Source organism: Microtetraspora malaysiensis, assembly GCF_050947145.1.
GTDB classification, from domain to species: Bacteria; Actinomycetota; Actinomycetes; order Streptosporangiales; family Streptosporangiaceae; genus Microtetraspora_A; species Microtetraspora_A malaysiensis.
In genome coordinates this window covers 344,517-366,474 of sequence record NZ_CP191998.1, presented here as the reverse complement: position 1 = coordinate 366,474, position 21,958 = coordinate 344,517, and the positions used below count along the sequence as shown (strand labels likewise).

Annotated in this window: 21 protein-coding genes and 1 riboswitch; of the genes, 9 read left to right on the top strand and 12 right to left on the bottom strand. The window is 69.9% G+C overall.

Annotated features, from left to right (window positions below; all coding sequences use genetic code 11):
* Nucleotides 1-41 precede the first annotated feature (41 nt).
* The 5 genes from ACQP1V_RS01850 (at nucleotide 42) to disA (ending at nucleotide 4,128) form a co-directional block, all read left to right on the top strand.
* Nucleotides 42-740, top strand: a complete 699-nt coding sequence (locus ACQP1V_RS01850; protein ID WP_433418188.1) for a class I SAM-dependent methyltransferase — start codon at nucleotides 42-44, stop codon at nucleotides 738-740.
* A 64-nt stretch (nucleotides 741-804) separates the two neighbouring features.
* Nucleotides 805-1,185: a MerR family transcriptional regulator gene (locus ACQP1V_RS01845; protein WP_387417228.1), complete on the top strand. Its 381-nt coding sequence runs from the start codon at nucleotides 805-807 to the stop codon at nucleotides 1,183-1,185.
* Nucleotides 1,182-1,496 (top strand): thioredoxin, encoded by a 315-nt coding sequence (trxA, locus tag ACQP1V_RS01840; RefSeq protein WP_387417230.1) that lies wholly within the window; start codon nucleotides 1,182-1,184, stop codon nucleotides 1,494-1,496. Before ACQP1V_RS01845 ends, trxA begins: the two co-directional genes overlap by 4 nt.
* A 59-nt stretch (nucleotides 1,497-1,555) precedes the next feature.
* The gene (radA, locus tag ACQP1V_RS01835) at nucleotides 1,556-2,983 is read left to right on the top strand and encodes a DNA repair protein RadA (protein ID WP_433418185.1); all 1,428 of its coding nucleotides are present in this window, start codon (nucleotides 1,556-1,558) and stop codon (nucleotides 2,981-2,983) included.
* Between the two features lie 56 nt (nucleotides 2,984-3,039).
* Nucleotides 3,040-4,128 carry a DNA integrity scanning diadenylate cyclase DisA gene (gene disA, locus ACQP1V_RS01830; protein ID WP_067138519.1) on the top strand — a complete coding sequence of 363 codons (1,089 nt, stop codon included), beginning with the start codon at nucleotides 3,040-3,042 and terminating at the stop codon, nucleotides 4,126-4,128.
* A gap of 43 nt (nucleotides 4,129-4,171) precedes the next feature.
* Here disA and ACQP1V_RS01825 read toward each other — a convergent pair whose 3' ends face one another.
* Entirely contained in the window at nucleotides 4,172-4,927 is a 756-nt protein-coding gene (locus ACQP1V_RS01825) for a hypothetical protein (protein ID WP_433418182.1), read from the bottom strand.
* 82 nt (nucleotides 4,928-5,009) lie between these two features.
* On the opposite strand from ACQP1V_RS01825, the gene ACQP1V_RS01820 reads away from it, so the two are divergent.
* Nucleotides 5,010-5,876, top strand: a complete 867-nt coding sequence (locus tag ACQP1V_RS01820; RefSeq protein WP_067138523.1) for an A/G-specific adenine glycosylase — start codon at nucleotides 5,010-5,012, stop codon at nucleotides 5,874-5,876.
* On the opposite strand, the gene ACQP1V_RS01815 is transcribed toward ACQP1V_RS01820, so the two are convergent.
* The 6 genes from ACQP1V_RS01815 to ACQP1V_RS01790 all read right to left on the bottom strand — a co-directional run bounded on the left by ACQP1V_RS01815 (nucleotide 5,877) and on the right by ACQP1V_RS01790 (nucleotide 13,611).
* A complete protein-coding gene (locus tag ACQP1V_RS01815) occupies nucleotides 5,877-6,812 on the bottom strand; it encodes a sugar phosphate isomerase/epimerase family protein (RefSeq protein ID WP_433220979.1) in 936 nt (311 codons plus the stop codon). It abuts the gene before it with no gap.
* Between the two features lie 325 nt (nucleotides 6,813-7,137).
* Entirely contained in the window at nucleotides 7,138-9,642 is a 2,505-nt protein-coding gene (locus ACQP1V_RS01810) for an ATP-dependent Clp protease ATP-binding subunit (protein WP_433418180.1), read from the bottom strand.
* A gap of 269 nt (nucleotides 9,643-9,911) precedes the next feature.
* A complete protein-coding gene (locus ACQP1V_RS01805; protein WP_067138528.1) occupies nucleotides 9,912-10,256 on the bottom strand; it encodes a histone-like nucleoid-structuring protein Lsr2 in 345 nt (114 codons plus the stop codon).
* Between the two features lie 515 nt (nucleotides 10,257-10,771).
* Nucleotides 10,772-11,368, bottom strand: coding sequence for an RDD family protein (locus ACQP1V_RS01800; RefSeq protein ID WP_433418177.1), 597 nt, complete (start codon nucleotides 11,366-11,368; stop codon nucleotides 10,772-10,774).
* A 177-nt stretch (nucleotides 11,369-11,545) separates the two neighbouring features.
* Nucleotides 11,546-12,934, bottom strand: a complete 1,389-nt coding sequence (locus ACQP1V_RS01795; RefSeq protein WP_433418174.1) for an RDD family protein — start codon at nucleotides 12,932-12,934, stop codon at nucleotides 11,546-11,548.
* Nucleotides 12,935-13,044: 110 nt separating this feature from the next.
* Nucleotides 13,045-13,611, bottom strand: coding sequence for an amino-acid N-acetyltransferase (locus tag ACQP1V_RS01790; protein ID WP_433418171.1), 567 nt, complete (start codon nucleotides 13,609-13,611; stop codon nucleotides 13,045-13,047).
* 397 nt (nucleotides 13,612-14,008) lie between these two features.
* A riboswitch (cyclic di-AMP (ydaO/yuaA leader) is annotated at nucleotides 14,009-14,156 on the top strand.
* Nucleotides 14,157-14,351: 195 nt separating this feature from the next.
* On the opposite strand from ACQP1V_RS01790, the gene ACQP1V_RS01785 reads away from it, so the two are divergent.
* On the top strand, nucleotides 14,352-15,281 hold the full coding sequence (locus ACQP1V_RS01785) for an NlpC/P60 family protein (protein WP_433418168.1): 930 nt from the start codon (nucleotides 14,352-14,354) through the stop codon (nucleotides 15,279-15,281).
* 101 nt (nucleotides 15,282-15,382) lie between these two features.
* Here the strand turns inward: ACQP1V_RS01785 and ACQP1V_RS01780 are convergent, their stop codons facing one another.
* The gene (locus ACQP1V_RS01780) at nucleotides 15,383-15,631 is read right to left on the bottom strand and encodes a LuxR C-terminal-related transcriptional regulator (RefSeq protein WP_067138536.1); all 249 of its coding nucleotides are present in this window, start codon (nucleotides 15,629-15,631) and stop codon (nucleotides 15,383-15,385) included.
* Nucleotides 15,632-15,834: 203 nt separating this feature from the next.
* On the bottom strand, nucleotides 15,835-16,233 hold the full coding sequence (locus ACQP1V_RS01775) for a winged helix-turn-helix transcriptional regulator (RefSeq protein ID WP_433418166.1): 399 nt from the start codon (nucleotides 16,231-16,233) through the stop codon (nucleotides 15,835-15,837).
* Nucleotides 16,234-16,336: 103 nt separating this feature from the next.
* Here ACQP1V_RS01775 and ACQP1V_RS01770 point away from each other — a divergent pair, with 103 nt between their 5' ends.
* Nucleotides 16,337-16,816 (top strand): alcohol dehydrogenase catalytic domain-containing protein, encoded by a 480-nt coding sequence (locus ACQP1V_RS01770; RefSeq protein WP_433418163.1) that lies wholly within the window; start codon nucleotides 16,337-16,339, stop codon nucleotides 16,814-16,816.
* A 14-nt stretch (nucleotides 16,817-16,830) separates the two neighbouring features.
* On the opposite strand, the gene lysX is transcribed toward ACQP1V_RS01770, so the two are convergent.
* A complete protein-coding gene (lysX, locus tag ACQP1V_RS01765; protein WP_433418161.1) occupies nucleotides 16,831-18,321 on the bottom strand; it encodes a bifunctional lysylphosphatidylglycerol synthetase/lysine--tRNA ligase LysX in 1,491 nt (496 codons plus the stop codon).
* A gap of 108 nt (nucleotides 18,322-18,429) precedes the next feature.
* Between lysX and ACQP1V_RS01760 the strand changes: the two genes are divergently transcribed.
* Nucleotides 18,430-18,570, top strand: a complete 141-nt coding sequence (locus tag ACQP1V_RS01760; RefSeq protein ID WP_387417245.1) for a type II toxin-antitoxin system VapB family antitoxin — start codon at nucleotides 18,430-18,432, stop codon at nucleotides 18,568-18,570.
* On the opposite strand, the gene ACQP1V_RS01755 is transcribed toward ACQP1V_RS01760, so the two are convergent.
* A complete protein-coding gene (locus tag ACQP1V_RS01755) occupies nucleotides 18,549-19,331 on the bottom strand; it encodes a type III pantothenate kinase (protein WP_387417246.1) in 783 nt (260 codons plus the stop codon). The two genes, ACQP1V_RS01760 and ACQP1V_RS01755, sit on opposite strands and share 22 nt — an antisense overlap.
* A gap of 46 nt (nucleotides 19,332-19,377) precedes the next feature.
* Entirely contained in the window at nucleotides 19,378-21,933 is a 2,556-nt protein-coding gene (locus tag ACQP1V_RS01750; RefSeq protein WP_433418157.1) for an L-aspartate oxidase, read from the bottom strand.
* Nucleotides 21,934-21,958: the final 25 nt, after the last annotated feature.

Here is a 21,958-nt window from a genome sequence, read left to right as displayed (position 1 = left end):
GCCACAATGATGCAGCCAAGATCACAACCTATCGTTGACGCATGGCGCGCATCCTGACCGGGGCGATTCCCAGTCCGAACATCTGGAACTCCCCGCAAATTTACGAGGTGGAAAACCAGGCGGTGGACCCTGACGGGGCCGCCGACGCGGCCATGCGCGAGATCCGCCCCTGGGACGGCGCCAACGTGCTCGACATCGGCTGCGGCACCGGTTTCCACCTGCCCGTGCTCGCCGCGACCGCCGCCCGCGTGGTCGGGGTGGAACCACACGCCGGCCTCGCCTCGCACGCCGCCTCCCGCTGCGCCTCCCTGCCCAACGTCCGGGTCCGTACGGGCACGGCGCAGGAACTTCCCGTGCCCGACTCCTCGGTGGACGTGGCCGTCGCCCGCTGGGCGTATTTCTTCGGGCCCGGATGCGAGCCGGGGCTGCGCGAGCTGTCCCGGGTCATGCGCCGCGGCGGCACGGCCTTCGTGGTGGACCTGGACGCCACGAGGGGCGCCTTCGGGCGCTGGTTCCGCCGCTCACTGCCCTCGTACTCACCCGAGGACGTGGAGGCGTTCTGGTCCCGGCAGGGCTGGCAGCGCCGCGAGCTCGACCTGCGGATGGCCTTCGCGTCCAGAGCCGACCTGGAGAGCGTGCTGCGGATCGAGTTCACGCCCGAGGTCGCCGACGCCGCGGTGAAGGAGACCGAGGGCCTGGAAATCGCCTACCCCAACATCCTGCGCTGGCGGCATTTCTGATCCCCTGTACGCCTTGACATTGACGTTGGCGTCAAGGCTTACGGTCGGGGCTCTGGGAGGGCCGATGCGCATAGGGGAGCTGGCTCGGCGCGCGGGGGTGAGCACCCGGGCGTTGCGCTACTACGAGCAGCAGGGGCTGATCGAGGCGCGCCGCTCCGCGAACGGATATCGGGAGTACGACGAGGCCGACGTGCGGCTGGTCGCGGAGATCCGCTCGCTCATGGCGGTGGGGTTCACCCTGGAGGACGCCCGGCCGTTCGTGGAGTGCCTGCGCGCGGGCAAACCCTCGGGGAACGCCTGCCCCGACTCGGTGGCGGTCTACCGGCGCAAGCTGGCCGAGATCGACGCCGAGGTCCGCGCGCTGCTCGCCCGCAGGGCCGAGGTGGCGTCCCAGCTCGCACTGGCCTGTCCCGGCTGCGTGTTTTCCAAAGGAGGAGAGCCATGATCACCCTGACCGCCGAGACGTTCGACGAGCAGGTGCTGCGGAGCGACAAACCCGTCCTGGTGGACTTCTGGACCGAGTGGTGCCCGCCCTGCCGCATGATCGCCCCGATTCTGGAGGAGATCGCCGCCGAGTACGGCGACCGCCTCACGGTGGCCAAGATCAACGCCGACGACCATCCGGAGATCGCCCGCCGGTACGACGTCCTCGGCTTCCCGACGCTCAACCTCTACCGGAACGGCGAGGTGATCCGGCAGATCCGCGGGGCCAAGCCCAAGCGCCTCCTGCTCTCCGACCTCGACGGGTGCTTCTGAGCCGGGCACGCCCTGGACGTACGTCCCTGATTGTCGGCGCGGACCGGTAGCGTGCCCCCGTGGCGACGAAGCAGAGGGTGTCCTACCGGTGCGGCGAGTGCGGGTGGACCACCGCGAAGTGGGTGGGGCGCTGTGGCGAGTGCCAGGCGTGGGGCACGGTCGAGGAGGCCGGCGCCCGCCAGGGCGTCAACGTGGTCAAGCCGGGCGCGGTCAGCGCGCCCGCGGTCCCGATCGGCGAGGTCAAGGCCGAGGTCGCGCACGCCCGCACCACCGGGGTGGGCGAGCTCGACCGGGTGCTCGGCGGCGGCCTGGTGTCCGGCGCGGTCGTCCTGCTCGCCGGCGAGCCCGGCATCGGCAAGTCCACGCTGCTGCTGGAGGCCGCCGCGCGCACCGCGGCCCACGAGACCGTCCTTTACGTCACCGGCGAGGAGTCCGCCGCCCAGGTCCGGATGCGCGCCGACCGCATCGGCGCGATCGAGCCCAAGCTCTACCTCGCCGCCGAGACGGACCTGTCGGCCCTGGTCGCGCATGTGGAGAAGGTCCAGCCGCGGCTGCTCATCGTCGACTCGGTGCAGACCATCGGCTCCGCCGAGGCCACCGGCGTGCCGGGCGGCGTCACCCAGGTGCGCGAGGTCGCGGGCAACCTCGTCCGCCTGGCCAAGGAGCGCGGCATGTCCACGGTCCTCGTCGGCCACGTGACCAAGGACGGCACGATCGCCGGTCCCCGCGTGCTCGAGCACCTCGTCGACGTGGTGCTCCACTTCGAGGGCGACCGCAACTCCCGGCTCCGCATGGTCCGCGCGATAAAGAACCGGTTCGGCCCGATCGACGAGGTCGGCTGCTTCGACCTGAACGAGCGCGGCATCACCGGCATCACCGACCCCAGCGGGCTGTTCCTGTCCCGCCACGCCGAGCCGGTGCCGGGCACCTGCGTCACGGTCACCATCGAGGGCACCCGCCCGATCCCCGCCGAGGTGCAGGCGCTCGTCGGCCCGACCGAGGCGCCGCAGCCGAGGCGGACCTCGTCCGGCCTGGACTCCTACCGGGTGGCGATGGTGCTCGCGGTGATGGAGCGCCGCCTGCAGGCCAAGATCGGCAAGTGCGACGTGTTCACCGCCACGGTGGGCGGCATCCGGCTCACCGACCCCGCCGTCGACCTGGCCCTCATGCTGTCCGTGGTGAGCGCGGCCGCCGATCAGGCGCTGCCCGCCGGGCTGGTCGTGCTGGGCGAGGTGGGGCTCGCCGGGGAGCTGCGCCCGGTCCGCGACGTACGGCGCCGCCTGTCGGAGGCGGCCCGGCTCGGCTTCACCCGTGCGCTGGTCCCCAAGGGGTCGCTTGAGGACGAGGCGCCCAAGCTGGAACGGGCCCCGTCGCGCGGCCATCTCGTCGCGGTCCGCGAGCCCGTGCTGCGCACCACGACCTTCGCCCCGGGCTTCGAGGTCACCGAGGCGGAGTACGTCTGGGAGGCTCTCTCACACGTCCGGTGAGGGCTGACTTGCGCCGGTAAACTGGGCAAGGTAATGCGTCCGACCGCGGGGGTCACGTGCCATACAACGACAAGGGATCTGACGAGCGGCGCAGGGCGATTCTCGCCGCCGTCGCCCCTGGCACCGCGCTGCGCGAGGGCCTGGAGCGGGTGCTCCGCGGCCACACCGGGGGGCTCATCGTCCTCGGTTACGACCGCACCGTCGAGGAGATCTGCACCGGCGGTTTCGAACTCGACGTCGAGTTCGCCGCGACCCGGCTGCGCGAGCTCGCCAAGATGGACGGCGCGATCGTGCTGAACAGCGGCGATCTGCGGATCGTCCGCGCGGGCGTGCATCTCGTGCCCGACCCCGCCATCCCGACCGACGAGTCCGGCACCCGCCACCGCACGGCGCAGCGGGTGGCCAGGCAGACGCCCTTCCCCGTGATCGCGATCAGTAAGTCGATGCGGATGATCGCGCTCTACCTGGACGGCACGCGCTACGTCCTGGAGGAGTCCGCGGCGATCCTCTCCAAGGCCAACCAGGCGCTCGCGACTCTGGAGCGCTACAAGATGCGGCTGGACGAGGTCTCCGGCACGCTGTCCGCCCTGGAGATCGAGGATCTGGTCACCGTCCGCGAGGTGGTGACGGTGGTTCAGCGGCTGGAGATGGTCCGCCGCATCGCGGGCGAGATCGAGGGCTACGTCGTCGAGCTCGGCACCGACGGCCGGCTGCTCTCGCTCCAGCTGGACGAACTGGTCGCCGGCGTGGACGCCGACCGCGAGCTGATCGTGCGCGACTACCTGCCCGACTCCACGCTTGAGCGCTCGGGCGACTTCACCGAGCACCTGCACGCGCTCGACGCGCTGTCCTCCGGCGATCTGCTCGACCCGTCGAAGGTCGCCCACGTGCTCGGCTACCCCGACACGAGCGCCCTGGACGGGCCGGTCAGCCCCCGCGGCTTCCGGCTGCTGGCCAAGGTGCCGCGGTTGCCCGGCACGATCGTGGACCGGCTCGTCGACCACTTCGGCGGGCTGCAGAAGCTCCTGGCCGCCAGCGTCGACGATCTCCAGTCGGTGGGCGGCGTGGGCGAGACCCGGGCCCGCAGCGTCCGCGAGGGGCTGTCCCGCCTCGCGGAGTCCTCGCTGCTCGAACGCTACATCTAAGTCGTCCCGGACATCCGCGCCCGGGTCACGCCGCCGGTCGCGGTCACCGCAAGGAGAAGACCGTCTTCGGGCTGTGCAGGCCGTCCAGGCCGTCCGCGTGCGTCCAGGCGACGTACGTGCCCGGCATGGCCGCCGCGCGCTTGACCGTGCAGTCCGCCCCCGAGCGGTGCCGGTCCCAGCGGATGGTCCGCACGTACGGAATGCCGCGCTTGAGCATCTGGATGTCGTCGCCGGCGCCGCTGACGCAGTCGGCCGTGGACCACACCCGGTCGTTGCCCGAGATGATGCGCGTCTCCAGCACCCGGGGGCCCACGTCCACGGTGCAGTCCACCTTCGCGGTGCTCACGATGGTCAGCAGGAACGTCGGCTCGGCGCTCCCCGCGTACGTCTGCTGGCCGCCCCGCAGGCTGAGCACGAGTTCCTTGGGGTCGCAGGGATCGCCGGGGCGGCGCGGCGCGGCGGCCTTCGCCTCCTTCGCGTCCTTGGCGCCCTTATCCTCTTTGCCGCCCTTGCCGTCCTTGCTGTCCTTGGCTTCCTTCTCGCCGGACGGCGAGGGGGTGGGCGAGGGGCTTGCCGAGGGCGAGGCGAGCGGCGATGGCAGCGAGACGACCAGCGCGTCGGGCGCGGGCGTGGCGCCCTTGGTCGCTCCGGTGGGCGTCCGCCGCCCCGAGGCGCTCGTGCATGCCCAGGCCACGACCGCCACCACGACGAGAACGCCGGTGAGCACCGCCATGCGACGACGCCAGTAGACGTCCGTCCCCTCGACGCTGATGTCACTACGGAACGTGTCCGGATCCATACGGTAAGTATGGTGAGTCGTTGGGCGTGAAGGGGAACGGCTCGCCGACGTTGCGGCACGGCGGCCCCGGTAAGGTCGGCAGGTGGCCATCTCCCTGCGCGAGCCCATCCTCGACTGGTACGCCGAGCACAACCGGGATCTGCCGTGGCGCCGGCCGGAGGCGACCCCGTGGGGCATCCTCGTCAGCGAGATCATGCTGCAGCAGACCCCCGTCAACAGGGTGCTGCCGATCTGGACCGAGTGGATGGAGCGCTGGCCCACCCCCGAGGCGCTGGCCGCGCAGCCGCCGGGCGAGGCCGTACGGCACTGGGGCCGCCTGGGATACCCGCGCCGGGCGTTGAACCTGCACGCCTGCGCCCGAGCGATCACGGCCGAGCACGAAGGCCGCGTGCCCGACACCTACGAGGCGCTGCGGGCGCTTCCCGGCATCGGCGACTACACCGCCGCCGCGGTCGCGAGCTTCGCCTACGGGCGCAGCCACGCCGTCCTGGACACGAACGTCCGCCGGGTGCTGGCGCGGACCGTACGCGGCGAGGAATACCCGCCGAAGGCGACCACGTCGGCCGAGCGCAGGCTCGCCGAGTCGCTCATCCCCGCCGTCGGCGCGCCGCGCTGGGCGGTCGCGGTGATGGAACTCGGCGCGCTCGTCTGCACGGCGCGGGCCCCGCGCTGCGAAGGCTGCCCGGTCGCCGCCCAGTGCGCCTGGCGCCTCGCCGGACGGCCCGCCCACGACGGCCCGGTACGGCGCGGCCAGACGTACGCGGGCACCGACCGACAGTGCCGGGGGCGGCTGCTGGCCGTCCTGCGCGAGACGCACGGCCCGGTGCCCAAAGAGGCGCTGGACATGGTCTGGGCGGACCATGTCCAGCGGGAGCGGGCTCTGGACGGCCTCCTGGACGACGGGCTGGCCGAGGTCCTCGCGGACGGGACGTACCGGCTGCCCGCCTGATCAGGCGGCGAGCTTGAGCCCGAGGGCGGTCAGGTTGCTGCGGGTCCAGTCGAGCTCGTCGGCCAGCCGCGCGACGAGCGCCGCCGGGCCCTTCGTCTTCGGCGCGATCCAGTCGTGGACCTCGACCTCGACGTGGGCGCTGCCGCTCACCGCGCCCGACAGGATCGCGTTGAGCGTGCCCTCGATCACCGGCTGGGTGCTCGGGCTCTCCTTGCCGTGGTTGTGCACGTGGCCGAGCTTCACCACCGGCGCGCCGGACTGGGCCAGCCCACGCAGCGCCTCGCCGGCCTTCTCGTCCCCCAGGGACAGGTGGCAGGCGTCCAGGCACACGCCGAGGTGCTCGGAGTCGATGCCGCCGACCCGCCGCAGGGCCTGCTCGGTGGTCTCCAGCACGCACCCGGGCCACGGCTCGAACCCGACCCGGATGGTCTTGCCGGTCACGCTGTAGAGGCCGCGCAGCTCCCGGGAGAGCCGCTCAAGCCGGCGGGAGGCGATCGAGTGCAGGTCGGCCGGCCAGTCGCGGCGCCAGCCGATCGGGATCGTCGAGATGCTGCCGAACCGGACGTCGTCCGGCAGCAGGAACGCGAGGATCTTGGCCAGGGCCATCGTGTACCGGTAGCGTTCGGGCTTCGCCCAGTCGGGACCGGGAATCTCCTGGTGGCGGCCTCCGGTGCCGTTGAGGCTCACGACCTCCAGGCCGCGCTCCTCAAGCGACCGGCGCAGCCGCACCAGCTCTATGCGGTCGGCCGAGAGGTGGTCGGCGACCGCCGGGGCGAGCCACAGGCACACACCGAGCCGATCCACGCCCAGCTTCCTGCGCACCGGCACCGCGTAGCGGGTGAGGTGCGCGATCAGGTTCTCCAGGTCCTCGGCGGGATGCACTCCCGTGTTGTAGGCCAGATGAACGAGCGTCCCGTCGTCGTGCAACAGGCGCATCAGGTCCCTCCAAGGCTTGTCCGCTTCCCTGCCCCATTGGCCCACATGGCCTGTCCTGGCCACACGGGACGGGAGTCCTCTCCCGGCCGGGAATCCGGCCCGGGCCACCGAGCTTGCCCCGGCGCTCCCGGTTACCGCGTCCGCCCCGCAGCTGATTTCTGGGTACGCCGCGGGAGTGATACCGGGCCCGTCGTGTCTCCGGCGGGCGCTCTACGCAGTGTAGTACTACATCGGGTGGTGGCATAGCCCGGTGCCGGATAAAACAGAAACCCCGCGTGAGCGATGTCTCACGCGGGGTTCCGTCGGCGAGGATGCTCGCCGGTGCTCAGTGCTGGATCGGCTCCGCGATCGAGGCGGCCGAGTCAGGCACCTCGGGGCTCTTGGCCTCACCCGTGAAGGTGAACTTCGCGGTGTCGCCCTCGCCCTCGATGTCGACCTTGACGACCTGGCCCGGACGCAGGTCGCCGTACAGGATCTTCTCGGAGAGAATGTCCTCCAGCTCGCGCTGGATCGTACGGCGCAGCGGGCGGGCGCCCATCACGGGGTCGTAGCCGCGGTCGGCGAGCAGCTGCTTGGCGGCGGAGCTGAGCTCCAGGCCCATGTCCCGGTCCTTGAGCCGCTCGTCCACCTGGGCCAGCATCAGATCGACGATCTGGATGATCTCCTTCGGCGTGAGCTGGTGGAAGACCACGATGTCGTCGACGCGGTTCAGGAACTCGGGCCGGAAGTGCTGCTTGAGCTCCTCCTGGACCTTGGACTTCATCCGGTCGTAGTTGCTCTCCACGTCGTTGGACTTCGCGAAGCCCACCCCGATGCCCTTGGAGATGTCCCGGGTGCCGAGGTTGGTCGTCATGATGATGACGGTGTTCTTGAAGTCCACCACGCGGCCCTGGGCGTCGGTCAAGCGACCGTCCTCCAGGATCTGCAGCAGCGAGTTGAAGATGTCCGGGTGGGCCTTCTCGATCTCGTCGAACAGGACCACCGAGAACGGCTTGCGCCGCACCTTCTCGGTGAGCTGGCCGCCCTCCTCGTACCCGACGTAGCCGGGCGGGGAGCCGAACAGCCGCGAGACGGTGTGCTTCTCCATGAACTCGGACATGTCGAGCATGATCAGCGCGTCCTCGTCCCCGAACAGGAACTCGGCCAGCGCCTTGGACAGCTCCGTCTTACCGACACCGGACGGGCCGGCGAAGATGAACGAGCCACCCGGACGGCGCGGGTCCTTCAGACCGGCGCGGGTCCGGCGAATCGACCGGGACAGACCCTTGATCGCGTCGTCCTGACCGATGATCCGCTTGTGGAGCTCGTCCTCCATGCGGAGCAGTCGCTGCGACTCCTCCTCGGTCAGCTTGAAGACCGGGATGCCGGTGGCGGTCGCGAGAACCTCGGCGATGAGCTCCTCGGTGACCTCGGCCACGACGTCCATGTCGCCGGCCTTCCACTCCTTCTCCCGGCGCTCGCGCTTGAGCTGGAGCTGCTTCTCCTGGTCGCGCAGCGCGGCGGCCTTCTCGAAGTCCTGCGCGTCGATCGCGGACTCCTTCTCGCGCCGCACGTTGGCGATCTTCTCGTCGTACTCGCGCAGGTCCGGCGGAGCGGTCATCCGGCGGATGCGCATCCGCGAGCCGGCCTCGTCGATCAGGTCGATCGCCTTGTCGGGCAGGAACCGGTCGCTGATGTACCGGTCGGCCAGCGTGGCCGCGGCCACGAGCGCGCCGTCGGTGATGGACACCCTGTGGTGCGCCTCGTAACGGTCCCGCAGACCCTTCAGGATCTCGATGGTGTGGCTGAGGCTGGGCTCGGCCACCTGGATCGGCTGGAAGCGCCGCTCCAGAGCCGCGTCCTTTTCCAGGTGCTTGCGGTACTCGTCGAGCGTGGTGGCGCCGATGGTCTGCAGCTCGCCGCGGGCCAGCATCGGCTTGAGGATGCTGGCGGCATCGATCGCGCCCTCGGCGGCGCCCGCGCCGACCAGAGTGTGCAGCTCGTCGATGAACAGGATGATGTCGCCGCGGGTGCGGATCTCCTTCAGCACCTTCTTCAGGCGCTCCTCGAAGTCACCGCGGTAACGCGAACCCGCGACCAGCGCGCCCAGGTCCAGCGTGTAGAGCTGCTTGTCCTTGAGCGTCTCGGGAACCTCGCCCTTGACGATCTTCTGGGACAGCCCCTCGACGACGGCGGTCTTGCCGACGCCGGGCTCGCCCACAAGAACGGGGTTGTTCTTGGTCCTCCGGGAGAGGACCTGCATGACCCGCTCGATCTCCTTCTCCCGGCCGATGACCGGGTCGAGCTTGCCCTCACGGGCGGCCTGGGTCAGGTTGCGGCCAAACTGGTCCAGCACAAGGGAGGTCGACGGTGCCGCCTCCTGCGGGCCCCCGGCCGCCGCGGGCTCCTTGCCCTGGTAGCCGTGGAGCAACTGGATGACCTGCTGCCGCACTCGGTTGAGGTCGGCCCCCAGCTTCACCAGCACCTGGGCCGCCACGCCCTCACCCTCACGGATGAGGCCGAGCAGGATGTGCTCGGTGCCGATGTAGTTGTGGCCGAGTTGCAGGGCCTCGCGGAGCGACAGCTCAAGGACCTTCTTGGCGCGCGGGGTGAAGGGAATGTGCCCCGAAGGCGCCGACTGCCCCTGGCCGATGATCTCCTCGACCTGCTGGCGCACACCCTCAAGACTGATGCCCAGGCTCTCCAGAGCCTTGGCGGCAACGCCTTCACCCTCATGGATCAAGCCAAGAAGAATGTGCTCAGTACCGATGTAGTTGTGGTTGAGCATCCGGGCCTCTTCCTGGGCCAGGACGACAACCCGCCGCGCACGGTCGGTGAACCTCTCGAACATCTCGTCGCTCCTCACAGAGCGGTCAGGCGGACCCGGCATATCCGGCCCCGTCCTTCCGCATGGTAGCCCCGACCCGGCAACCGCTCCTATCAGAGGGGACGTTCCCCGAGAGCAGGGCGTTCACCCTTCATCCAACTACCTGTCGGGGGCGAGGTGTTCCCGATACGCCGCAAGCGAACGAGGTTTAGGGAAGTACAAACAGAATCGTGCGGTCAAACCGAACGTCGTAACATCCGACGATCGGTTTGACCGCACGATCAATAGCCCCCTCAGTGGGCGGAGTCGTACGCCTCGACGATCGAGGCGGCAATGCGACCACGCTCGCTGACCGGGTGGCCGTGGGCCTTCGCCCAAGCGCGGATCTCCGCGCTCTTCTCTCGGCTCATCGCACGCTGGGCACCACCCGCGACGCCACGACGGCGGCCACGGACAGGAGTCGGCTCGGCGTGCCGCGCTCCCTTGACGAAAGGCGACAGCGCCTCGCGCAGCTTCTTTGCGTTCCCATCGCTGAGATCAATCTCATAAGCCTTGCCATCAAGCGCGAAGGTGACCGTCTCATTGGCCTCGCCGCCATCGAGATCGTCGATGAGAATCACCTGCGTATGCTTGGCCATACGGCAATCCTTTCGCAGAGCATTGTTTGATTCGTCAGCCAAACATATACCCGCTTCGGGCGGCTGACAATTCAACTTTCAGCCTGCCCTCAGGAACTCGTGTTGTCCTTGTCACGTCGTTCCGATCCGGTACGGAGTCCGGCCGCCTCGGAACGCACCAACTTAACCACGCCGTAGACGACCGCTCCGCCGACAACTACGACGGGTATCAAGGCGGACAATACCTCTGTCATTCGTCCTCGCTCGGGCCGGGGGTGTCTTTCTCAGCACCCGGGATTTTCGGGACCTTGAGGCCGGACACCGCTCGCGGCCCTCGCGAGGTCCCTGACCTGACGATAGCCCCACGTGGCGCCAGGTGCGCCCCAGGGGGGCGGCAGTCCTGACGGAGCGAATCCATGTCTCTCCAGCCGCCTTACCGGATGCATAGAAATCGTACCCATGAATGACAAGTGGGGCGGTCCACCACTGGCCCGCCCCACCGTTTTGACCGGACGCCGGTCAAGTTGTTCCGGAGATCAACCGGCCGCCTTCACCACCACGGTTCCGGCGACCTTGTCGTGAAGCCCCTGGCTCAGGGGCTTGTCGACGAGGATGAACACGCCGGTCGCCAAGGCGAAAAGGCTGGCCAGGAGTCCGACGAGCGGAATGCCGTAGAGCACGAGGACGCCCGGATAGGCCACCGAGCGCCTCATCACGACCGAGGAATCCAGCGGCGCGCCCCCGAGGGCGACCACCCGGATCTTCATGATCTTCTTTCCGACGGTCTGGCCGTCCTTCGAGTGCAGCACGTAATCGTAGGCCGTGTACGCACCATAGGCGATCAGGCCGGGGATGAAGGTGCTGAGAAAGGAGCCGCCGCCCCCGATCACCAGGACGCCGGTGAGAATCAGGTACACGACGCCGAAGACGATCGTGTCGATGATTCGCGCGACCAGCCGTTCCCACCATTCGGCGAGCGGGGCCGGAACGCCCGGCGGAAGGGGCGCGCCCTGTCCCGCTCCATATGCGCCCTGCGGGCCTCCATAAGAACCCGGCGGCGGATAGGAGCCGGGCGGCGGAGGTGGCGGAGCCGAACCGTAGGGGTTCTGGCCGGGGGGCGGTTCCGCAGTCATTGGGTCACCTCTCAGTGTGCGGGCTTGCGTGCCCCAAGCATCGCACCGACGATCCCGACTGTTACCGCTTTTCTGCCGCCTTTTCGGCACACTTCCGATCCCCGCCCCGATCCTAAGAAAACGGGACCGATGGCCCGTTCCATCGGTCCCGTTTTCCCGGAGTTTCCCGGGATCGGGCTACTTGATCTTCACGACTACCGTGCCGGCCGCCTTGTCGTGCAGCGCCTGCTGCAACGGCCGGTCCCAGAGCTGCCAGAGGACGTTGATCACCGAGAAGATGCTCAGGATCCAGCCGACGATCGGGATCCACCTGAGGAACTGCGGTCCATAAAGGACTCCGGCGCGCTTGGCGGCCGCGTCCACCGGGAGGCCGCCGGGCGGGAGGGCGCCGCCGACGGGGACGACCTTGATGCCCATGGCGATCTTGCCGACGGTCTGGCCGCGCTGCTTGAGCATCAGGAACTCATATCCGCTCATCACCAGGGCGGAGACGATCGCGATGAGCAGACTCGCCAGGAAGACGCCGCCTCCGGCGCTGAAGGCGCCCGTCCGCTCGTCGAAGCTGGGCGCGGTGACAATGATCGCCGTGAGCACCGCCGAGATGATGCCGAACGGGATACCGATGATCACGCCGTCGATGAGGCGGGCCACGAGGCGCTGCCACCACTCGGCGAGCGGGGCGGGGGCGCCGGGCGGGACCGCGCCGGCCGGCGCGCCGTACGGCTGGCCGTAACCGGGCTGGCCGTACCCCTGCTGGGGATAGGCCTGGCCGTAGCCCTGCTGGGGCTGCTGGCCGTAGCCCTGCTGACCGTAGTCGGGCTGCTGGGCATATCCCTGCTGCTGGCCGTACCCCTGCTGGCCGTAGTCGGACTGACCGTAGCCCTGCTGGGGCTGCTGGCCATAGCCCTGCTGCGGCTGCTGACCGTACGCCTGCTGCTCCTGGCCGTAACCCTGCTGGGGCTGCTGGCCATAGCCCTGCTGCTGCTCCTGCCCGTAGCCGGGCTGGGGCTGCTGCTGCGGGTAGCCGGGCTGCTGCCCGTACCCCTGGGGCTGGCCGAAGGCGCCGGTACCGGCCTGCTGGCCCTGCCCCTGCTGGCCGTACCCCTGCTGGCCGTAGTCGGACTGACCATAGCCCTGCTGGGGCTGCTGGCCGCCATAACCCTGCTGCGGCTGCTGACCGTAGCCCTGCTGCGGCTGCTGACCGTACGCCTGCTGCTCCTGGCCGTAACCCTGCTGGGGCTGCTGACCGTAGGGCGCGGGCTGGCCGAAGGCGCCCGTGCCGTAGGGCTGCTGCTGGCCGTAGCCCTGCTGGGGCTGCTGGGGCTGCTGGCCGTAACCCTGCTGGGGCTGGCCGTATACCTGCTGGTCGTGCTGCTGGCCGTACCCGTATGCCTGCTGCGGGCCGGTCGGCTGGGCGGGGTTCTGGGACGTGTTGCGATAGGTGACGACCGTCATGTCAGGGTCGTGCTGCTGGCTGGGGTTGCCCGTACCCTGCTCACGGTCCGAAGGCGGCGGTGGGGTGCCGTCCGGCGCGTCGTGGGGGTACGGCGGCTGTCCGGAGCTCACCGTTTCACCTCGTTTCGGGTTCGCATGCACAATCGTCATGCGCATGCCGATATGGCCAAAGTAGCGACAGGAATGTCAACAGTCACCTTTCCCATCGGTCACCACAATGGTCAGGATCGTGGGTGGAGATGCAGCAACATGCGCGTATTACCCAACGTGTTGGGTTTGACGTGTTCGAGATCGAGGAACTCGGCCACCCCCTCGTCGTAGGAAGCGAGAAGCTCGGCGTACACCTCCGAGGACACCGGAGTCCCGTGAATGGGCGCGAACCCATGCCTTCCGAAGAAGGCCACCTCGAAGGTCAGGCAGAAAACCCGGCGCACGCCCAGCTCGCGGGCCGCGTCGATGAGCGCGGCGACGATCCGGTGGCCCACGCCCATGCCGCGTACGCCAGGATCGACCGCCACCGTGCGAATCTCGGCCAGGTCCTCCCAGAGCACGTGCAGCGCCCCGCAGCCGACCACCACGCCGTCGAGCTCGGCCACCCAGAACTCCTGGACGTCCTCGTAGAGGGTGACCGTGGTCTTCTTCAGCAGCCGCGGCCCGACGCCGGAGTACTCGTCGACGAGACAGCGGATGGCACGGACGTCGAGGGTCCTGGCCCGGCGCACCCGCACATCCCGGGGCGCGCGTTGGCCGCTCTCGGCGTCCGAGGACCGGCCCGCAACCTGCTCCATGAACGGCCAGCCTAGTCGGCGAGCGGGCGACGTGAGCGCGCGAAGAGGGCCCGCATGCGGGGAGGTGGAGTATCGGTCATGCCCAAACCTCGGAGGCTTCCGGATCACCTCACGCCCTGTATCCGTTCGCGCACGTTCCGCTCTCCATCGATCCGCGTTCCGGAAATTTCCCCTTTAGGAAAGGCGGAGAGCGCGGTGACCTGCCGCGAAGACGGCGCCGACCTGGTCAACGCCGAGTAACGGCCGTTTGGCCCCTCTACCACATGTAACCCGACCGTGATCGTTCGGTTGTGGAACCTAGACGGAATCCGGAGTTCTGGTTGAGCAGGAACCCCGGGTGCACTAGTGTCCACCGACGATGCCGGTAATCGTGAAAGGCGCGACGACCGGACCGCCGAATCCCCAGGCGCCCATGCCGAGGGGAGCCGGGGAACCAACTGCGAAGATCCGGGGTCGCCCCCGGGTCGTCACGGGGTGAATCCGAAAGGTAGGGCTACTCCGGCCCGAACCCGACAGCTAACCCGGTAGGCGGCCAGAGTGCCAGGCAGACGCAGCCGTCTCCTCCGGGAGCCACGCGGCACGGAATCCCCCTGCCGGGCACGCGTAGGAGAGGAGCTTTGGTGCGCATCTCTGGAGGACGATCGGCGGGCAGACACGCCCGCGGGCGACGGCGCCGCCCCCGGTCTTCCGCCGGCGGCCCGATCCGCAGGGCCGCGTTCCTCGGCGTCACCCTCATCGCGATGACCTTCGCCGTCCCCGCGGTGTCCGCGACGGCCGACCCCAAGCCCAGCCTCAAGGAGCTGACCGCCGAGGTCGAGCGGCTCTACGACGAGATCGAGACCCTCACCGAGCAGTACAACGGCGCCCGGGTCAAGCTCAAGGAGGCCGAGCGGTCCGCCGAGCTCTCGAAGAAGACCCTGGCCAAGAGCGAGGCCGAGCTGGAGACCCGGCGCAGGACGGCCAGCCTGCTCGCCCAGAACACCTACATGACCGGCGGCCTCGGCTCCGCGTTGGCACTGTTCGGCTCGGACAACCCGGAGTCCTACCTCGACCGGGCGTCCACGACGTACGCGCTCCAGATGCAGCAGGGCGAGGAGGTCGCCCAGGTCGCCAAGGCGATGGAGGCGGCCGAGCGGGCCAGGACCAGCGCCAAGGCGCGGCAGAAGGAAGTGAAGGACCTGCTCTCCGGCATCGCCGGGCAGACCGACAAGATCCGCAAGCTGGTCAAGAAGTCCGAGAGCAACCTCTACAGCAAGGTCGCGGGGAGCGTCGGCAGGGGCAGCTCCGCCAGGCGGCTGGACTTCCCCATCATCGGCAACGGCAAGGCCGCCGAGGCGGCGCGCTGGGCCCTCACGCAGCAGCTCAAGCCGTACGTGTGGGGCGCCGACGGCCCGAGCTCCTTCGACTGCTCCGGGCTGGTCCTGGCGGCCTACCAGAGGGTCGGCATCAGCCTCCCCCACTACACCGGCTCGCAGTGGTCGTCCGGCACGCACGTCCCCGTCAAGGACATGCGCCCCGGTGACCTGGTCTTCTTCTACCAGGACCTGCACCACGTGGGCATCTACATCGGCGGCGGCTACATGGTCCACGCGCCGCGCACGGGCGACGTGGTCCGGATCGCCCCCCTGGCCAACCGGCCCATCGTCGGCGTCGTACGGATCGCGGACTAGAGCGGGCCGGAGCGGGCCGGAACCGGCCGCAGCGCGCACTCACGTGGCAGCCCCTGATCGAGCAGAGGATCAGGGGCTGACGCGTTTCCGGGGTCCGGTGGTCAGATCAGGCGGCGCCTGGCCGCCCACGCGACCGCCTCGATGGCGGTCGCGACGCCGAGCCGATCGCAGATGCCCCGCAGCCGCCGCCGCACGGTGCGCCCGCTCACGTCGAGGCGGCGGCCCACCTTGTCCACAGTGCCGCCCTTGGCCAGTTCGGCCAGCAGCCTGAGGTCGTCGTCGCTGAGACCGGCGCGTTCGCTTTCCGGCCCGGGGCTCTCGCCACGGGAAACCACATCGGAAAGCGGCATCGTCACCCCTCCCCCACAAGGATCGAATATCGGCTCGCCTTCGGAAGGTAAACACTTTGTTCAAAAATCGTCAAGTTCGGACCCTCATTGGCCATTGACAGTCCGTACGGCATAGCAGACGGTCGCCGCGGTTTACCCACCGCCTTTATCCCAGCATTTCCCGGCACTCGGGTAAACGCCGTGCGCGGCGGGACCGAAAGGACTCAGAGATCGGCGTCATAGGCGGCGCGGGCCGCCTCGACCTCCTCCATGTGGATCTCAGCCCACTCTTTGACGGCGTACATCAACGGCATGAGGGTCCAGCCGAGAGGGGTCAGCTCGTAGTCCACCCGGACGGGCACGGTCGGGGTGACCCTCCGGGAGACCAGGCCGTCACGCTCCATCGTGCGCAGGGTCTGCGTGAGCATCTTCTGACTCACCCCCGCGATGGTCCTCGCGAGATCGCTGTATCGCTGGGGCCCGTCGGCGAGGGCGCTGAGCACGAGGCTGACCCACTTGTCGCTGAGGCGGTCGAGAAGCTTGCGCGAGGGGCAGGACGCGACGTACGCGTCGTACTCGCGCTTGGCCTCCTGGCGCCGCTGAGCCGCCGAGAGTGTCGCCATTTGCGCTCCTTGAGGTGGATTACACACTTCCAGGTGCCTTCTTACCGAAAGAGAGTAACTCTTCATAGGTTGTGCAACACACTCTCTGGATCAAGGAGGAGACATGCGCGCTCTCACCGCACACTCAGGCACCCTCGAGATCGTCGAGGCGCCCACCCCGGAGCCCGGCCGGGGCCAGGTCCGGATCAGGATGGAGGCCGCGACCGTCAATCCGGTCGACCTGGCGACCCGCGACGGCCATCTCGCGGCCTTCTACAGCCCGCGCGAGCGGGTCGGTCTCGGTTGGGACGTGGCCGGCACGATCGACGAGATCGGGCCCGGCGTCACGGACTTCGAGCTCGGCGAGATGGTGATCGGCGTCTCGGACATCCTCGGCCTCCCATCGAAGACCCACGCCGACCTCGTGGTCCTCGACGCGGCCGCGGTCACTCGGGCACCCCGCGGAGTGACGCCGGTCGAGGCGGCCACGATCCCGCTCAACGGGCTCACCGCGTCGCAGGCGATCGACATGCTCGGCCTGCACGAGGGCCGGTCCGTGCTCGTGACGGGCGCGGCGGGCGGCCGCGTCGTGCTGGTCCCCTGACCTGCCCTCTCCGCTCAACCGAGCGGTCTGACCAGGGGGAACAGGATCGTCTCGCGGATGTTCCGCCCGGTGAAGGCCATGATCATGCGGTCGATCCCCACACCCACCCCGCCCGTGGGCGGCATGCCGTACTCCAGGGCCCGCAGGAAGTCCTCGTCGAGCCGCATGGCCTCCGGGTCGCCGCCCGCGGCGAGGAGGGACTGCTCGGTGAGACGGCGGCGTTGCTCGACCGGATCGACCAGCTCGGAGTACGCGGTGCCCAGCTCGGTGCCGAACCCGATGAGGTCCCATTTCTCGGCGAGGAGCAGGTCGTCCCGATGCGGGCGGGTAAGCGGCGAGGTCTCCCGGGGGTAGTCCATGACGAACGTCGGCTGGATCAGGGTGTGCTCCACGAGCTTCTCGAAGATCTCCTGAACGAGCTTGCCCTGCCCCCAGCCGGAATCCCAGTCGACCCGCCGCCGATCCGCATATTTCCGTACTTGTTCCAGCGGGGTGCGCGGGGTCACCGCGTCGCCCAGGGCGTCCGACACCGCGCCGTAGAGCGTCGTGCGCGGCCACTCGGGCGGCCCCAGGTCGATCTCCTCGCCGTCGTGCACGACGACCGTCGTGCCCAGCGCGGCCACGGCCGCCTGCTGGTACATCCTCCGGGTCAGGTCCGCCATGTCGTTGTAGTCGAGGTACGTCCCGTACGCCTCCAACATGGTGAACTCGGGGTTGTGCGTGGCGTCCACGCCCTCGTTCCGGAAGTTCCGGTTGACCTCGAAGACCTTCTCCAGGCCGCCGACCACCAGCCGCTTGAGGTAGAGCTCGATCGCGATGCGCAGGTAGAGGTCCATGTCGTACGCGTTGATGCGCGTGCGGAACGGCCGGGCCGCCGCGCCGCCGTGGATCGGCTGCAGCATCGGCGTCTCGACTTCGAGATAGCCCTCGCCGTGCCAGAAGTCGCGGACGGCCCGCACGGCGGCGCCGCGGAGCCGTGCCATCCGCCGGGCCTCGTCGTTCACGATCAGGTCCACGTAGCGGAGGCGGACCCGCGACTCGGGGTCGGTGAGCCCGGCGTGCTTCTCCGGCAGCGGGCGCAGGCACTTGGCGGTGATCTGCCAGCGCTCGGCCAGGACCGACAGCTCGCCCCGGCGCGAGGTGACCACCTCGCCCTCGACGCCGATGTGATCCCCGAGATCGACGTCGCGCTTCCACGCGGCCAGCGACTCCTCGCCGATCCGGTCGAGCGACAACATGATCTGCAGGTCGCCCGAGCCGTCCCGGATCGTGGCGAAGCACAGCTTGCCGGCGTTCCGCGACAACATCACCCGGCCCGCGACGCCCACCCGATCACCCGCCGCGGCGCCCGGCCCGAGATCGCCGTACTTCTCCCGGACCTCGGCGACGGTGGCGGTGCGCGGGAAGTTCACCGGGTAGGGATCGATACCCTCGGCCCGCAGCCGGTCCAGCTTCGCTCTCCGGACCCGCATCTGCTCGGGCGCCCCGTTGAGGTGGTCGCTCACAGTCAAAAGGCTAACGACCGCGCCCCCGCCCGATCCGGTACGGCTACGCTTCGCGAAAATCTATGCGCGTTAAGTGACAAATGTTATAAAGTCGCCAGCGTGATACGAATGTCGATCGACGTGGACGACGAACTACTCGCCGACGTCATGCGCCAGCTGCCCGAGATGTCTACCGAAGAGGTCATCGAGCACGCCCTGCGGCGGCTGATCTATCCCCGTCTCGCCTCTCAGCCGGTGTTGCGGGCGTAGATCAGCCGCAGGCCGATCAGCGTCAGCCACGGCTCGTGGACGTCGATCGTGCGCGCCTCGCTGACCACGAGGGGCGCCCCGGTGCCCGTGGCGACCACCGTGACGTCCTCGCGCTCGTCGGCCAGCTCCGCCGCCATCCGCTCGACGATGCCGTCCACCAGCCCGGCGAAGCCGTACACGATGCCGGACTGGAGCGCCTCCACCGCGTTCTTGGCGATGACCGAGCGAGGCCGGATCAGCTCGACCTTGTGCAGCTGGGCTCCGGCCGACGCGAGAGCGTCCACGGAGATCTCCACGCCGGGAGCGGTCACCGCGCCGATGTACTCGCCGCGTGCGGAGACCGCGTCGAACGACGTCGCCGTACCGAAGTCGACGATCACGCACGGCCCGCCGTACAGCGTGGTGGCGGCCAGCGCGTTGACGATGCGGTCGCTGCCGACCTCCTTGGGGTTGTCCATCCGGACCGGAACGCCGGTCCGGACGCCGGGCTCGACGACGACGGCGGTGACGTCGCCGAAGTAGCGCCGGCACATGTCGCGCATCTCGTTCAGCACCGACGGCACGGTGGAGCAGATCGCGATGCCGCTGATGTCGGCGTCCTTGAGCAGCGGCGACTGGTTGAGCAGCCCCTGCAGGATCACGGCGATCTCGTCCGCCGTGCGCCTGGGGTCGGTGGCGATCCGCCAGTGCTCGATGACCTCTTCACCCTCGAACAGGCCAAGCACCGTATGGGTGTTGCTGACATCGATGGTGAGAAGCATGCCCCGATTATGCACTCTGTCGATCAGTCCCTCACCACAGCCGCGTTCAGAGGGCACCGGGCCGGTCCGCCTCGCGCAGGTCCAGGGCGATGTCCAGCGCGGGCGCCGAATGCGTCAGCCCGCCCACGGCGAGATAGTCCACCCCGGTCGCCGCGACGGCGGCCGCAGTGTCCAGGGTCAGGCCGCCGCTCGACTCCAGCCGCGCCCGGCCGTCCACCAGGCGTACGGCCTCGGCCAGCTGCTCCACGGTGAAGTTGTCGAGCAGGATCTCCTCGGCGCCCTCGGCCAGCACCGGCTCGATCTGGTCGATGCGGTCCACCTCCACCTCGATCGGCAGATCGGGGTAGGCCCGCCGTACGGCGCGGAAGGCCTCGGCGACCCCGCCCGCCGCGACGACGTGGTTGTCCTTGATCAGCGCGGCGTCGTGCAGCCCCATGCGGTGGTTGGCACCGCCGCCGCAGCGCACCGCGTACTTCTCCAGCACGCGCAGGCCCGGCAGCGTCTTGCGGCTGTCGCGGATCCGCGCCGTCGTGCCCGCGACGGCGTCCACCCACCGCCGCGTCAGCGTGGCGATGCCGGAGAGGTGGGTGAGGAAGTTCAGCGCGGTGCGTTCGAGCGTCAGCAGGTCCGCGGTCAGGCCGCGCACGGTCATCAGGACGTCGCCGCGGGCCACCCGGTCGCCGTCCTTGGCGCGCCGCTCGACGGTCACCCCGCCGGGGGCGTGCCGGAACACCGCCTCCATGACGGCCAAACCCGCCACCACGCCGTCCGCGCGGGCGACCACGTCCGCGACGGCGGTCTGGTCGGCGGGGATCGTGGCGGCCGAGGTGACGTCCCGCAGGCCGGCCAGGTCCTCGGTGAGGGCCTCGTTCACCAGCGCGAGCAGGCGCGCCGGATCGACGCCGAGCCCGGCGAGCTCGGCGGACAGCTCTTCCGGGAGCTCCGCCGGCCGGTGACCGGGCCGCTCCTCGTGGGCCGCGTGCCGCATGAACAGTCCTTCCTCTTCCAGGGTGACGTCGATGTGCAACCGCCAGTGGCGGTCGTCGCGCGCGGGGTGGTCCTCACGCCAGTGCGATCCGCGCGTCTCGTGCCGCTCGGCGGCGGCGCCGGTCAGGGCGCACGCCACGGTGAGCAGGTTCGTGGCCTCCCACGACTCGGTGCACGGCTCGACCGCGACCGGGGTCCACAGCGCTCCCGACAGCGCCCGGGACACGTCGATCAGGCTCCGCTCGCTGCGCAGCACGCCCGCGCCGCGGCTCATGTGGTTCTGGATCCTGGGCCGGGTGCGCGGATCGACCAGCCCCTCGGGGCGTCCGTCGTCGACCGGCTCGCCGGGCTCCGCGGGCGCCGCCACCAGGTCGCGGGCGATCCGCTCCGCGAAGACCAGCCCTTCGAGGAGCGAGTTGGACGCGAGGCGGTTGGCCCCGTGAACGCCGGTGCAGGCGACCTCTCCGCAGGCGTACAGGCCGGGGACGGTGGTGCGGCCGCGCAGATCGGTGCGTACGCCGCCGCTCGCGTAGTGGGCCGCGGGGGCGACCGGGATCGGCTCGGTCACCGGGTCGATGCCGTGCTCGCGGCAGACGGCGAGGATCGTGGGGAAGCGCGCCCGCCACTTCTCCTCGCCGAAGTGCCGCGCGTCGAGGTGGACGTGGTCCGCGCCGGTCTCCCGCATCTTCCGCGTGATGGCCTTGGCCACGACGTCCCGCGGCGCGAGGTCCGCCAGCTCGTGGACGCCGTGCATGAAGCGCTCGCCGTCCGCGTCGATCAGCACCGCCCCCTCGCCGCGTACGGCCTCGGACACGAGGGGCTGCTGGCCGGTGGAGTCCTCGCCGAGCCACAGGACCGTGGGGTGGAACTGGACGAACTCGATGTCCCTGACGACGGCCCCGGCGCGCAGCGCGAGGGCGACGCCGTCGCCGGTGGACACGACCGGGTTGGTGGTGGAGGCGTAGACCTGGCCCATGCCGCCGCTCGCCAGCACCACGGCGCCCGCCCGCGCCGCGCCGACGCCGTCCCGGGCGCCCTCGCCCATGACGTGCAGGGTCACGCCGCAGGCCCGGCCGTCGCCGTCCTTGAGCAGGTCGAGCGCGAGGGCGTGCTCGATGACCTCGATGCGGGGCTCGGCCGCGGCCGCCGCGACGAGGGCCCGCTGCACCTCCGCGCCGGTGGCGTCGCCGCCCGCGTGGACGATCCGGTTGCGCCGGTGGCCGCCCTCGCGGGTGAGCTGCAGCTCGCCGCGCGCGTCGCGGTCGAAGCGGGCCCCGCGGTCCATCAGCCGGCGCAGCGCGTCCGGCCCCTCGGTGACGAGGACGCGTACGGCCTCCTCGTCGCAGAGCCCGACGCCGGCGACGAGCGTGTCCCTGAGGTGCTCGCCGGGGGTGTCCTCGGGGTCGAGCACGGCGGCGATGCCGCCCTGGGCCCAGCGGGTCGAGCCGGCCGACAGCGTGTCCTTGGTGACGACCAGCACCTTCCCCTCGGGGGAGAGCTCGGTGTAGCGGAGCGCCAGGGTCAGCCCGGCGATGCCGGAGCCGATCACGACGACGTCGGCGTGGACGGTCCAGCCGGGGGCGGGTGCGGTGAGCCTTCTCGGAATCGCCACCATCGGGGGTTCCCCTTTCGTCAAGATG